This window comes from Pseudomonas sp. E45-MNA-CIBAN-0222 (genome assembly GCF_040310405.1).
In the GTDB taxonomy this organism is placed as follows: Bacteria; Pseudomonadota; Gammaproteobacteria; order Pseudomonadales; family Pseudomonadaceae; genus Stutzerimonas; species Stutzerimonas stutzeri_AC.
The window spans coordinates 1-11,179 of sequence record NZ_JBEOPU010000031.1; the positions used below are offsets into that span (position 1 = coordinate 1).

Here is an 11,179-nt window from a genome sequence, read left to right on the forward strand (position 1 = left end):
CGCCCGACGGCCATGGCGGCTGGCTGCTTCGGGGGGCTTGCCTTGGGCAGGGCTGCAGCTTAGGTTGATGACATTGGGGGAACAGCATGCCCTGCAGAACGACACACGTCACTTTTGTTAAATTAATAAGCTAGCTACCTATTGGGCATAACCTTGCAATTTGCTTCAATTTACGCACATGCACTTGCGACCTCAAAATGCAACGTAAGCCCCGAATATCTCCATTATTGTCGCCGCCAGCCTTAGTTACAGCTGCTATGATGAATGAGATCGAAAACTGAAATCCCCCACTAGAATTGTTGACTGGAGTCAAAATGAATAAAAAGCGGCCGGTTAATCTTGATATTCGAACCATTCAGCTTCCTCTCACGGCGCTTACATCGATTCTGCACCGGATTTCAGGAATTATGCTCTTTATTTTTCTGGGACTGATACTGTATATGCTGAGCAAATCGTTGGAGTCAGAAAAGGGTTTTAATGAAGTCAAGGAGATTTTTTCTTCACCTTTCGGCAAAGTTAGTTTCTGGTTGGTATACTCTTCATTTATTTATCATCTCGTAGCCGGAATTCGACACCTAGTTATGGATGTGGGTGTTGGTCATACTTTGAAAGGCAGCAATCGCGCCTCTACTATTGTTTTAGTAGTGTCGGGTGTTTTAATGGTTGCTGGCGCCGTATGGATTTGGTAGCTGTGGAGTCGTAATGCGTATTTACAAGGACTAAAAGCGTCCTTTAAAGCTAACTTACGAAAGTATTTATAATCGACGGTTCACGCTTAAACGGTTGAATCCTTTCGGGCTTCCGAATAGCTGTTAGCTGAAAGCTATCATGAGCTAAGTTTTCTGTGCATCATCAAATGTGTTAATGGGAGCGCCATAGTACTAGGTACAAATATGGCTCTAGGACAATGTTAGATGTTTTGGATTTTGAGGCGGATCGCTCTTATCGAAGATCGTCTAATTCGCTCTGAAGCGCAGGTTTTTTGAAACTATCACCTGGTTGGCACACTGTGCGAATCAACATCAGATATGAGAAAGCCAATCAGGTGAACACTACCCTCGAGGGCTCATCTGTCCAGTTAAAGCCTCGAGTCTTTCTGGGTGCGCAAAAGACAAGAAGGTTATATGGGAAAATTATGAGGCCTGGATACCATGCGTCATGGGCGTGCCGATGCTGTGAGTGACAGAGCGAGAAGCAAGTGAAAGTCCCTGAAGTAGGGGCGGGATGCGCCCGAGTGGCATTTTTTGTCTTAAGGTAGATCGCGTAGCTGTTCTTCAGAATAATCTTCAGAGCGTTGACGACAGCCATCGCTGTGCATTCCTCAAGAATAGAATGTGTCGGAAGGGTGGCGTCATTGGTGTTAGTCATCGCTTAGGATTTCTCAATCTGGCTTACACGGGCGCCTGTACCGATATCCCCGCGGATGGCGACGTATCGATGTTGAATTCCTCGCCAGACGAAGTGCAATGAGCTGCGGCTATAGGCTTGCGCAGCCTTAGATAGCCGGCCGTCGCAGGCGCGCCGGTTGGCCGGGATCTTCTTCTGCCCGTCAGGTGTCCGGTCGGAACTCCAGCACGAACGCTACGACCTTTTCGGCGGACATTTCGCACGGCTTCAACAATGTCCTATCTGATGTAACGCGGAAGAGGTTGAAGCTGACAATGTCAGTCCCGTCCAACTCCCTGGCGAACAGACTGTTGCGACGTCCGTCCCCAGATCGCCGGACGATCAAGCTGAAACGCCGGCCTTCATAAGTCCCTTCTCTGTATCCCTCCGCAAGCTTCGCGAAAGCGGCATCGAACTCGGAATGCTCCATGTCATCCATCCTTATTGATAGAACAGAGGCGCGGCGGGTGCGAGACCGCCAGTGCCGGGTCGCGCTAAGGTGCCGGGCAGATTCCTGCAGCCGACGAGGCCCGGGGTGGGCAGGATAATTGAGATGTCGGCGCCCGCATGGCTATCAGCGAAGTCGTCCGTCCAGTCTGCTAGGCAACGTCCACGCCTTTCCAGAAAGCGATGTAATCCCGGATACCCTCGGCATCCGGAGTGGGGGCGGGATAGGTCCAAGCGGCGTTCACGTTGAGCGCGTCACCCGCGCGAACATGAAAGAAGCGCGCGGCGCCTTTGATCGGACAGACAGATGTGTGCGGGCTCATCTCAAGCAGGCTCAGGTCGACTCCTGACGGTGGGAAGTAGTGATTTCCCTCGACGATGACTGTTTCGTCGCTTGTGGCGATAGTAGTGTCTTTCCAGATGGCTGAGACCAACGGACTCTCCTTTTGTATTCATCAACCGGCGAAGGCTCGCGGGCTGGCTGCCCCAAGCCGCACCTCCTCAGGTGGCAGGCGGGTTGCGCCCGAGAAGTTTGTCGAGCTCGCCTCTGACATCGAGCGCGAATAGCTCATCGGAGCCACCGATAAGGGTGCCATTGATGAAGATCTGCGGCACGGAGCTTCGCCCCGACGCTTCCGCCATGGCCTGCCGGTGAGCCGGATCCGCCTCAATATCGAGCTCCTTCCATCGCACGCCCTTTTCCTTGAGGAGCGCCTTCGCTCGGCGGCAGAACGGGCACCAATTCGTGGTGTACAGCAATACATCAGTTGTCATATTGCATCTCCGGCAGTTGCACGCGGATCGCTGTCATGGCGTTGATCTCCAATTCGCGGCGTTCAAAGATGGCGACTGCACCTTGGCCGACATCGGAGCAGATGCTGACGATTGGCCGCTATCCAGGCGACATGGCCCAAAGTGCTTTCACCGCCAGGCAGAGGCCGCACGCGCCTCCTGTAGCGCCGAGCCGATGCTCTAAGGTAACCGAGCCTCGATTGGGACGGAAGCGGTCCCGCTCGAATCGCCCATCATGCTGGTCGAGCATATCAGGACGACGGATAGTGCAGGAACTTTCAAATTGAGCTTGATGTCGAGCCAGGTATCGCGAGCGAAGGCGTTCTAGAGGCCGGGGGGTACGAAGACTGTGTTCGGCAAAACGGTTCACGTTGATCGCCAAAGCTTCCCAGGGCGCACGTCTACGATCGGCGCGACGTGAGATAGCTCGCGCCGCTAGCCCCCGTAGCGCTCCGTCTTGATGATGGAGGCGTCCAAGCCCGCCAGCAGCGCGCTATCGGTTGCGATGTTGACGAATCCGTTAGACCCGCAGACGAACACTTGCGTCGGCTTTCCCTGAAGCCTGGTTAGAATTTCTTGGACCATCATGCCGTCGATCCGTCGCGCAAAGTCCGATGCGCGAACCGGTTTCTCGCGCGTAATCGCGAGCGCCAGGACGAACGCCGGATCGCTGATTTCGATGCAATGAAGTTCTTCTGAGAAGAGAACGTCCTCGGCGGTTCGTGCGGACAGGAGCAACGCTGTCGGAACGGCTTGGGCCAATGCGCGGCGCTGCCGGATCATTGCCATCAACGGCACGAGGCCGGAGCCTCCCCCGATCAACAGAACCGGATCTATGGCAGGCTCAGGCCAAAGGAAATGGCCACCGAGCGGACCGCGAACTTCGATTTCGTCACCAATCGCCGCGATGTCGTGAAAAAACGGCGAAACTTCGGCATCCGGCATGCGCTCGATAGCTATCTCGACGATCGGGGTCGAAACTGCCGATGACGCGATCGAGTAGCTGCGCATTGCACTGTAGCCGTCGGGCGCGGTCAGCCGGATATCGACGTGCTGACCTGCGGTGTGCGCGAACGGCTTGCTCAACCGAAGGAAGAAGCTCTTGATACTCGGTGTTTGCTGGATGATGTCGTCGATCACGCATGATTGCCACGAACGGACTTGCGCTTCGTTTTCAGTCATGGGTGTATCGTTGTTCGCGCCACGGATCGCCGTAGATGTGATAGCCGTGCAGCTCCCAAAAGCCGGCCTCGTCACGCGTCGTGAATTGCAGCGCATTCACCCATTTGGCGGATTTCCAGAAGTAAAGGTGCGGCACTAGAAGACGCGCCGGCCCCCCATGATCGCGGGAAAGTGGCTTGCCCGCATAACTGAGGGCGACCATCGCTTTCCCGGAAAGCAGATCCGTCAGAGGGACGTTTGTCGAATAATTATCGTAGCAGTGCGCCAAGACGAAATCGGTAGGCCGATCAAGCTCTGCATCTGCAAGGATGTCTTCAATGAGTACACCCTCCCAAACGGTATCCAGTTTGGACCAAGAGGTGACGCAGTGAATATCCTTTGTCACCTGGGTCTTTGGTAGAGTGTTGAATTCGCCCCAATTCCACGTTTTGACGGGCTTCGGACCAATTTTGACTGTGAATTTCCAGTCGGAGGGCTCTACCCTCGGCGTAGGGCCGGCCGACAGAACAGGGAAATCCTCCACCAGATGCTGACCTGGCGGAATCCGATCGGACTGGTCGCCTGAACCGCGACCGGTGAAACCTCTGGTGACCATAGTGACCCCTCTTGCTCGATACGGCAGACCGAAGCCGGCCTTCATTTCAGTACTCTGCGTAAAGCATTTGCCCGCACATCCGCCGAATAAGCCAATCGACTAAAAATCAGATACAGATGCTCTATCATCGTAAAAAATCGCGTATCGAACATAGCGTCAGGCCAGCATGATTCCCAATACCCAATGGCTATAGGGTAGATAACCCCAAGGCTGCGTACGCTGATCTGCGGTATGCGGAGCGGAAGTTGCAGGTTCGCTCTCAAACGGATGGGCAGCGTGCAAAGCTCAAGGCTCACCAGCGCATGGTTGCCCAGTTCGCGCTCGCCGGCAGCTTGAGTATATTAAGGACGAAATGTCGATCTGATCTATTCTGGCTTCAGGAAATAGGGAAAATAAGGTCGGACGTTCGCGCACCGTCGCGACGCGCGATCATCCACTAAGCTTCTGTATCGGGGTTGGAGGATCAGATGAACGAGATCGAACGACAAGCGCCTGAGCTGCGGGTGCAAAAATGGATTGGCAAAGATGGGGAAAGTATCGCGCCGTTCAAACTGTCAGATATCGGGCCCGGCCCGAAAATCTTGTTTGCCTTCCAGCATTGGTGCCAAGGTTGCCATTTGCATGGGTTTCCGACGCTACAAAAGTTGCATGCAGCGTTGAGCTCAAAAGACGTGGGGTTCGCAGTGATCCAGACCGTCTTCGAAGGAACGCATGAGAATACCTTCGAGAAGTTGCGCGTGAACCAGCTCAAGTATGAGCTTCCTATCGTTTTCGGTCACGACGAGCAACCGACCGGCTCGCCGTTTCCAACCTTCATGGAAGACTACCGCACACGAGGAACTCCGTGGTTTACGGTTATCGACGCTGGCGGTAGCATTGTTTTCTCGGACTTCCATCTCGACGCGGAGCGACTAGTGAAGCAACTTGAGCAAGGTTAATCGTTGGAAGGTGGGCAATCATCCTGATTGCCACCCATCCCCTGATGCCCACTACAGGCGTTGCGCGCTGTAACTCTGTTGATCAGCGTGCGAAAACCCGGATCCGGATAGGAGGAGCGTCAACGATTGAATCAATCCGTTGGGAGAGGGCGGCTCCGCTCCGTCAGCTCGGCAATAGATAACCCATTCTCGCCGAGCAACTCTCTGATCCGATCGACGATATGAGCCCCTAGCGCCGCTGTCTTGGTCCCCCCCACAGATTCCCAAGATGCGAGTTCACACGCCGATACCTCGTGGTCAGCGCCGAAGTGCTTCTGTCGGTATGTCACCGCCGCCCTTCAATGATAAAGGCGCGGTAACGGGAACCGGCAAAGCGATGAGCAGCGATGGTTTGGTAGGCGGGACTGTCATACCAGTCGCGAGCGGCCTGCATCGTCGGGAAACGCAAGATTACGGCCCCTTCGATGGGCGGCCCCTCCAAATGCTGGATCGCGCCATAAGCGGCGAGAAAGGTAACGTCGTGACCATCGAACGATGGTCCGACGCCTGCAGAATAGGTTGCGAGTGCATGTGGGTCGCTGGTTTCTTCCCGCGTAAAGACGACGAACGCTTCCATCATTAGGCCTCTCAAAGGTTGGATCTGTTGGCCATTACCACCGGTGATGGCCTCACAGTCGTCAGGCTGGCAACTGGAACCCGATTTTCATGAGTGCCTCGACGCACGCATCCTGATCCTGCTGATAGTTGCCTCCGGAGATGCCTATGCCGCCGATCAACTTCCCATCCTCCAGAATCGGATAACCGCCGCCGACAGCGACCATCCGAGGGCGATAGGCTAGCGGCGCCACTTTTGGATCGTTGGTCACATAGTCGTTCCAGACATGGGTCGGGAACCCAAACGAGGCGGAACTCCAGGCCTTGTCGATGGCAACATCGACGGTAAGGAACGGCGCATCGTCGGTGCGCTCGAACGCGCGCAGGTTACCGGTGGCGTCGACGACGGCGACGGCAGCCGGGATGCCGATGGCACGGGCCGCAGCGAGCGCCGCGTCGATGAGGGCGACTGCGGTTTCGCGGTTGATCGAGGCGGTGGCAATAGATTTGGTCATGGGATTCTCATCGCTGGGGCATAACCCGTTCGGCTTTTTGAGGTTGGACAAGATGTTTGGCGATCGCGGTCGTTAGAAGCCTTCGAGGACGATCTTGCCTTTAGCCGCGCCACTTTCGATCAGTGCATGCACCGTCTTCAGATTGGCGGCATTGATCGGCGACAGTCGCCGGGTCAGCGTCGTGCGGATTTTGCCGTCGTCAACCAGCGCTGCCATCGCATCCAGAATCTCGCCCTGCTCATTCATGTCGGGCGTGCCGTAGATCGACCGCGTGAACATCAGCTCGTGGTGGATCGACACCGCCTTGCGCTTGAAAACCATGATATCGAATGCCTTGGGATCGTCGATCAGTCCGAACCGTCCTTGTGGGGCGATCAGTTCGGCGATGTCGGCGACATGTTGCTCGGTATGTGTGGTCGAAAAGACGAAAGCGGGAGCACCGATGCCGAGTTCGGCGATCTGTGGCGCGAGCGGACGAGAATGGTCGATGACGTGGTGAGCTCCAAGCCCTCTTACCCACTCTTGGGTTTCCGGTCGAGAGGCTGTGGCGATGACGGTGAGGTCCGTGCGCTGTCGCGCGATCTGGACGGCGATCGACCCAACCCCGCCCGCGCCACCGATGATGAGGATCGCCTCCGCCGCACCGGGTACGGGCTTCGCCACGTCCAGGCGGTCGAACATCGCCTCCCAGGCCGTCAACGTCGTCAGCGGCAGCGCCGCCGCTTCCGCCCAGGAGAGCGACGCAGGTTTGTGACCGACAATCCGGGCGTCGACGAGATGGAACTCCGCATTGGTACCGGGCCGTGTGATCGATCCGGCATAATAGACCTCGTCGCCTAACTCGAACTGCGTGACGTCGGGGCCGACCTCGCGCACAATCCCGGCGGCATCCCATCCCAGCACCTTCCAATCGCCATCTGCCGGCGGCGTGCTGTTGCGGACCTTGTAGTCGACCGGGTTGACCGAGACGGCCTTCACCTCAACCAGGATATCGTATCCTGCAGCGACAGGCCGAGGCAGATTGATGTCGACCAGCGCGGCATCCGCGGCGATGGGTCCCGGAACCTTGTAACCAATGGCTTTCATAAATGTCTCCAGCTTGCTTGATCGGATGACGCGAATGCTCGTTAGTCAACTTCTTCTACATTGAGGTCCCGACTCTTGAACTGGGTCGCGGTAGCAGATTTCATCGAACACGTCGATCAACAGGCCCTTATGCTCGGTCGCCGGATCGGTGATCGCGTAGAGGGTGGAGGCGTTATCGCCATCATCACCGCTTCCGAGGCGAAACGCCGCGTCGACGCAGATGCCGCACGGACCGATGGTTGATCCTGGCTCGAGATCGACGAGATTGCTGTCCTTGACGCGCTATTCGCGGTCTTAGCCCTTGGCGATGAAGGACTGAACTGCTTGTAGAGCGTCGGTCAGCTGCTATGTCATGGACGCACCTTCATCTTGAGTTGGATTGGACAAGCTTCCGTATAAGGCCCGCTGTAACCGTCAGATGACGGCGAAGAAAACGATGGGCAGTATTCACAGCCACTTAGCCTTCTTGAAGCGCACAAATAGGAAAACGCACGATATCGCTATCACTCCGAGCACGACAAAGTATCCGTAGGCCGTGTCCAGCTCCGGCATGTGCTTAAAGTTCATGCCGTATATTCCAGCGATCGCCGTCGGGACTGCCAGTATTGCCGCCCAAGCCGCCAGCTGGCGGGTGATCACCCCCGTCCTTTGCGCTTCAAGAAGGCTGCTGGCCTCAAAGACCGTGGACAGGACAAGCAGGAGGCCGTCGACCATGGACTGCACGCGGTGGACATGGTCCGCGACGTCGTGGAAATATGGTGTCATTTCGGCGCTGATGCAGGGAAAGTGGCCGCGAACGAGCTTTCGCACCAGCTCGGCCATAGCCCCGAGCGTGCGCTGGAACCGCGTGAGTTCGGACCTTAGTTCGAAGATTCGCGCCACCTCTTCTGGCCCGAGGAAATCGTGCAGCGACCGTCGCTCCATCGCCAGGACGTCGTCCTCGATCATTTCGAAGATGGGCAGATACTGGTCGACCACGCGATGCAAGATCGCGTGCAGCACATAGTCGACACCCTTGCCGAACTGCGTCGGCGATGCCTCGAGTTGCTCCCGAAGTTTGCCCAGCGCTCCGGCATTGCCGTGCCGCACGGTGATAAGGTGATTGTGACCGGTGAAGATCGCCATCTTGCCGTAGCTGATCCGGTCGCCGACCAGCTCGGCGGTCTGCGCGACGACGTACAACTCATCGTTGTAGACCTCGAGCTTGGGCGGGCACAGCGGGTGCATCGCGTTGTCGATCGCCAACGGATGAAGATTATATGTCCTTTGGATCGCGAGTAGTTCCTCGGGGGTGGGTTCGCTAAGCGCGATCCAGCAGAAGCCCGAGCGACTCTCGCCCAACTTGACGTGCTCATCGAGCGCGATTTCGCGAACTCGCTTGCCTTCGTTGTAATAATAGGCGGCGATGATGCTCATGCTGGCCTCGCGGGAATGTGGAGGCCACGCTGGACGGCCGGTCGAGCCAGCCCGCGTCCAAGCCATGCGCGGACGTTCGAAAAGCTGCTGAGGCCAAGGATGTCACCCGCAGCGTAGAATTCCACCAGCGCATTCACCCAGCCGAGCGTCGCGATGTCCGCGATCGAATAGTCGTCGACGATCCAGTCGCGGCCTTCCAGCCGGCGATCCAGAATCCCCAGCAGACGCGTGGATTCGTCGATAAAGCGCTGTTGCGGCCGCTTGTCCTCATAGTCCTTGCCGCCAAATCGCAGGAAGAAGCCGAGCTGACCGAACATCGGCCCGATGGCCGACATCTGAAAGAACACCCACGCTAGGGTCTCGTAACGCTGGCCTGGTTCGGTGGAGATGAACTGACCCGTCTTGTCGGCCAGATAGAGGAGGATCGCACCGGATTCCCATAAGGCGATGGGTCTACCGTCAGGGCCAGCCGGATCGATGATCGCCGGTATGCGTCCGTTCGGGTTCAGCGACACGAACGCCGGATCCTTCGACTCGTTGTTCGAGATGTCGATCAGGTGGGGCTCGTACGCCAGGCCAGTCTCCTCAAGCATGATCGAGACCTTGACGCCATTGGGCGTAGGGGCTGCGTAGAGTTGCAGGCGATCGGGATGAGATGCCGGCCAGCGCTGCGTGATCGGAAAGGACGAGAGGTCTGGCATAAATCTGCGATCCTGGTGTTGCGATGGCGACTGACTGGAACGAGCCGTCACTCTGAAGTAGGGTTCGATGACCGCGTCGCTGAACGACGCGGTCACGAAGATTGCGGACCGGATCGGCGCAGTGGCAACGGCAGTGAAGCCTATTCCGCCGCGGTCCCGGCCGCTGGCTGTACGTCGTCAACCTTTTGGCGCTTCGGAAGCACCCAGCCGGGACGGACGAAGTGGCAGGTGTAGCCGCCCGGGCGCTTCTCCAGATAATCCTGGTGATCGGGCTCGGCCTCCCAGAACTCGCCGACCGGCTGGACCTCGGTCACCACTTTGCCATCCCACAGCCCCGAGGCATCCACATCGGCGATCGTATCCTCGGCGACGCGCTTCTGCTCCTCGTCGACATAATAGATGCCCGACCGGTAGGAGAGCCCACGATCATTGCCCTGGCGGTTCAGCGTCGTCGGATCGTGGATCTGGAAGAAGAATTCCAGGATGTTCCGGTAGCTCGTCACTGTCGGGTCGAAGACAATCTCGATCCCCTCGGCATGCGTGCCGTGATTACGATACGTGGCGTTCGGAATATCGCCGCCCGTGTAACCCACACGGGTCGAGATGATGCCGGGCCGCTTGCGGATCAGATCCTGCATGCCCCAGAAACATCCTCCTGCGAGAACAGCGCGCTGATGCATGTTAAGCCTCCTCTACTTGATCGAGATATTCACCGTATCCCTCGGACTCCATCTCGTCGCGCGGGATGAAGCGAAGGGACGCTGAGTTGATGCAGTACCGCAGACCGCCGCGGTCGGAAGGACCATCGGGGAACACATGGCCGAGATGACTGTCTGCGTGTACTGACCTGACCTCCGTCCGGACCATGCCGTGTGCGCTGTCCCGCACCTCGTTCACGTTTGCCGAAACGATCGGCTTGGTGAAGCTGGGCCAGCCAGTACCCGAATCGAACTTGTCCGTCGAAGCGAACAGTGGCTCTCCCGACACTATGTCGACGTAGATGCCAGGCTCCTTGTTGTCGTTGTACTCGCCCGTGAAGGGCCTTTCGGTGCCCGCCTCCTGGGTAATTCGGTGTTGCTCGGGAGTCAGGTGGTCGATTGCTGTCTGTGACTTTTCAAACTTCATTACAGTCTCCAATACTTATCTAGAGGGCCAGGCACGCTACCGCTAATTTTTTATGTCTCCTGATTTGCTCCTACAATGGTAGTGGGATGGCAAACGAGGTTTTACTAAGTGTTGGAAAATTAGAGATTTAAATTTCGCGTCTATTAATTCTAGCGCAACTGAGTGGTTAAGCAAGTACGTAATCAGTAAATATTAAAAAAATAACACAAAAGCACGATTATATAATACAGTGTCAGTGTTTTATGATAATCAACAACGCCTGTTTAGATGCTGGTAGATGCGAATTTTTTGGCGTACAGTCAAAATTTTCTGATGGTTGCTTAGTGTGTTGGCGCTGATGGAAAATTGACCCACCCTGCCGATTGAAATTTGACCCAGGGCGGATTGCTGATTTTGTTACCA

15 protein-coding genes are annotated in these 11,179 nt (G+C 56.5%); 3 read left to right on the plus strand and 12 right to left on the minus strand.

Annotated features, from left to right (window positions below):
- Positions 1–314 precede the first annotated feature (314 nt).
- Positions 315–689 (plus strand): succinate dehydrogenase, cytochrome b556 subunit, encoded by a 375-nt coding sequence (gene sdhC, locus AAEZ08_RS22450; RefSeq protein ID WP_005005993.1) that lies wholly within the window; start codon positions 315–317, stop codon positions 687–689.
- 860 nt (positions 690–1,549) lie between these two features.
- Here the strand turns inward: sdhC and AAEZ08_RS22455 are convergent.
- From AAEZ08_RS22455 to AAEZ08_RS22475, 5 genes are all read right to left on the minus strand, one after another.
- Positions 1,550–1,816, minus strand: coding sequence for a hypothetical protein (locus AAEZ08_RS22455; RefSeq protein WP_003464988.1), 267 nt, complete (start codon positions 1,814–1,816; stop codon positions 1,550–1,552).
- Between the two features lie 169 nt (positions 1,817–1,985).
- Positions 1,986–2,267: a DUF427 domain-containing protein gene (locus AAEZ08_RS22460; protein WP_003464986.1), complete on the minus strand. Its 282-nt coding sequence runs from the start codon at positions 2,265–2,267 to the stop codon at positions 1,986–1,988.
- A 67-nt stretch (positions 2,268–2,334) separates the two neighbouring features.
- On the minus strand, positions 2,335–2,607 hold the full coding sequence (gene grxC, locus AAEZ08_RS22465; protein WP_005005995.1) for a glutaredoxin 3: 273 nt from the start codon (positions 2,605–2,607) through the stop codon (positions 2,335–2,337).
- A gap of 453 nt (positions 2,608–3,060) precedes the next feature.
- Positions 3,061–3,807: a ferredoxin reductase gene (locus tag AAEZ08_RS22470; RefSeq protein ID WP_002118292.1), complete on the minus strand. Its 747-nt coding sequence runs from the start codon at positions 3,805–3,807 to the stop codon at positions 3,061–3,063.
- Positions 3,800–4,447, minus strand: a complete 648-nt coding sequence (locus AAEZ08_RS22475) for a sulfite oxidase-like oxidoreductase (protein WP_002118288.1) — start codon at positions 4,445–4,447, stop codon at positions 3,800–3,802. Before AAEZ08_RS22475 ends, AAEZ08_RS22470 begins: the two co-directional genes overlap by 8 nt.
- A gap of 422 nt (positions 4,448–4,869) precedes the next feature.
- Here AAEZ08_RS22475 and AAEZ08_RS22480 point away from each other — a divergent pair, with 422 nt between their 5' ends.
- The gene (locus AAEZ08_RS22480) at positions 4,870–5,340 is read left to right on the plus strand and encodes a TlpA family protein disulfide reductase (RefSeq protein ID WP_003464979.1); all 471 of its coding nucleotides are present in this window, start codon (positions 4,870–4,872) and stop codon (positions 5,338–5,340) included.
- A gap of 325 nt (positions 5,341–5,665) precedes the next feature.
- On the opposite strand, the gene AAEZ08_RS22485 is transcribed toward AAEZ08_RS22480, so the two are convergent.
- The 3 genes from AAEZ08_RS22485 to AAEZ08_RS22495 all read right to left on the minus strand — a co-directional run bounded on the left by AAEZ08_RS22485 (position 5,666) and on the right by AAEZ08_RS22495 (position 7,535).
- Positions 5,666–5,959, minus strand: a complete 294-nt coding sequence (locus tag AAEZ08_RS22485) for a DUF1330 domain-containing protein (protein WP_003464978.1) — start codon at positions 5,957–5,959, stop codon at positions 5,666–5,668.
- A gap of 58 nt (positions 5,960–6,017) precedes the next feature.
- On the minus strand, positions 6,018–6,449 hold the full coding sequence (locus tag AAEZ08_RS22490; RefSeq protein ID WP_005006001.1) for a GlcG/HbpS family heme-binding protein: 432 nt from the start codon (positions 6,447–6,449) through the stop codon (positions 6,018–6,020).
- 72 nt (positions 6,450–6,521) lie between these two features.
- The gene (locus tag AAEZ08_RS22495) at positions 6,522–7,535 is read right to left on the minus strand and encodes a zinc-binding alcohol dehydrogenase family protein (RefSeq protein ID WP_002118279.1); all 1,014 of its coding nucleotides are present in this window, start codon (positions 7,533–7,535) and stop codon (positions 6,522–6,524) included.
- A gap of 75 nt (positions 7,536–7,610) precedes the next feature.
- On the opposite strand from AAEZ08_RS22495, the gene AAEZ08_RS22500 reads away from it, so the two are divergent.
- Positions 7,611–7,778 (plus strand): hypothetical protein, encoded by a 168-nt coding sequence (locus AAEZ08_RS22500; protein WP_016487060.1) that lies wholly within the window; start codon positions 7,611–7,613, stop codon positions 7,776–7,778.
- A gap of 204 nt (positions 7,779–7,982) precedes the next feature.
- Here the strand turns inward: AAEZ08_RS22500 and AAEZ08_RS22505 are convergent, their stop codons facing one another.
- From AAEZ08_RS22505 to msrB, 4 genes are all read right to left on the minus strand, one after another.
- The gene (locus AAEZ08_RS22505) at positions 7,983–8,951 is read right to left on the minus strand and encodes a magnesium and cobalt transport protein CorA (RefSeq protein ID WP_003464971.1); all 969 of its coding nucleotides are present in this window, start codon (positions 8,949–8,951) and stop codon (positions 7,983–7,985) included.
- Positions 8,948–9,652 carry a glutathione S-transferase N-terminal domain-containing protein gene (locus AAEZ08_RS22510; protein ID WP_003464969.1) on the minus strand — a complete coding sequence of 235 codons (705 nt, stop codon included), beginning with the start codon at positions 9,650–9,652 and terminating at the stop codon, positions 8,948–8,950. The genes AAEZ08_RS22505 and AAEZ08_RS22510 overlap by 4 nt, the downstream gene beginning before the upstream one ends.
- 140 nt (positions 9,653–9,792) lie before the next feature.
- Positions 9,793–10,332 (minus strand): peptide-methionine (S)-S-oxide reductase MsrA, encoded by a 540-nt coding sequence (msrA, locus tag AAEZ08_RS22515; RefSeq protein ID WP_003464967.1) that lies wholly within the window; start codon positions 10,330–10,332, stop codon positions 9,793–9,795.
- 1 nt (position 10,333) lies between these two features.
- Positions 10,334–10,777, minus strand: coding sequence for a peptide-methionine (R)-S-oxide reductase MsrB (gene msrB, locus AAEZ08_RS22520; protein WP_003464965.1), 444 nt, complete (start codon positions 10,775–10,777; stop codon positions 10,334–10,336).
- Positions 10,778–11,179: the final 402 nt, after the last annotated feature.

Bases quoted from the DNA above. Each gene is read 5' to 3' on its own strand.
- sdhC (WP_005005993.1), top strand. From the start codon at position 315: ATGAATAAAAAGCGGCCGGTTAATCTTGATATTCGAACCATTCAGCTT.
- AAEZ08_RS22455 (WP_003464988.1), bottom strand. From the start codon at position 1,816: ATGGAGCATTCCGAGTTCGATGCCGCTTTCGCGAAGCTTGCGGAGGGA.
- grxC (WP_005005995.1), bottom strand. From the start codon at position 2,607: ATGACAACTGATGTATTGCTGTACACCACGAATTGGTGCCCGTTCTGC.
- AAEZ08_RS22470 (WP_002118292.1), bottom strand. From the start codon at position 3,807: ATGACTGAAAACGAAGCGCAAGTCCGTTCGTGGCAATCATGCGTGATC.
- AAEZ08_RS22475 (WP_002118288.1), bottom strand. From the start codon at position 4,447: ATGAAGGCCGGCTTCGGTCTGCCGTATCGAGCAAGAGGGGTCACTATG.
- AAEZ08_RS22480 (WP_003464979.1), top strand. From the start codon at position 4,870: ATGAACGAGATCGAACGACAAGCGCCTGAGCTGCGGGTGCAAAAATGG.
- AAEZ08_RS22485 (WP_003464978.1), bottom strand. From the start codon at position 5,959: ATGATGGAAGCGTTCGTCGTCTTTACGCGGGAAGAAACCAGCGACCCA.
- AAEZ08_RS22490 (WP_005006001.1), bottom strand. From the start codon at position 6,449: ATGACCAAATCTATTGCCACCGCCTCGATCAACCGCGAAACCGCAGTC.
- AAEZ08_RS22495 (WP_002118279.1), bottom strand. From the start codon at position 7,535: ATGAAAGCCATTGGTTACAAGGTTCCGGGACCCATCGCCGCGGATGCC.
- AAEZ08_RS22505 (WP_003464971.1), bottom strand. From the start codon at position 8,951: ATGAGCATCATCGCCGCCTATTATTACAACGAAGGCAAGCGAGTTCGC.
- AAEZ08_RS22510 (WP_003464969.1), bottom strand. From the start codon at position 9,652: ATGCCAGACCTCTCGTCCTTTCCGATCACGCAGCGCTGGCCGGCATCT.
- msrA (WP_003464967.1), bottom strand. From the start codon at position 10,332: ATGCATCAGCGCGCTGTTCTCGCAGGAGGATGTTTCTGGGGCATGCAG.
- msrB (WP_003464965.1), bottom strand. From the start codon at position 10,777: ATGAAGTTTGAAAAGTCACAGACAGCAATCGACCACCTGACTCCCGAG.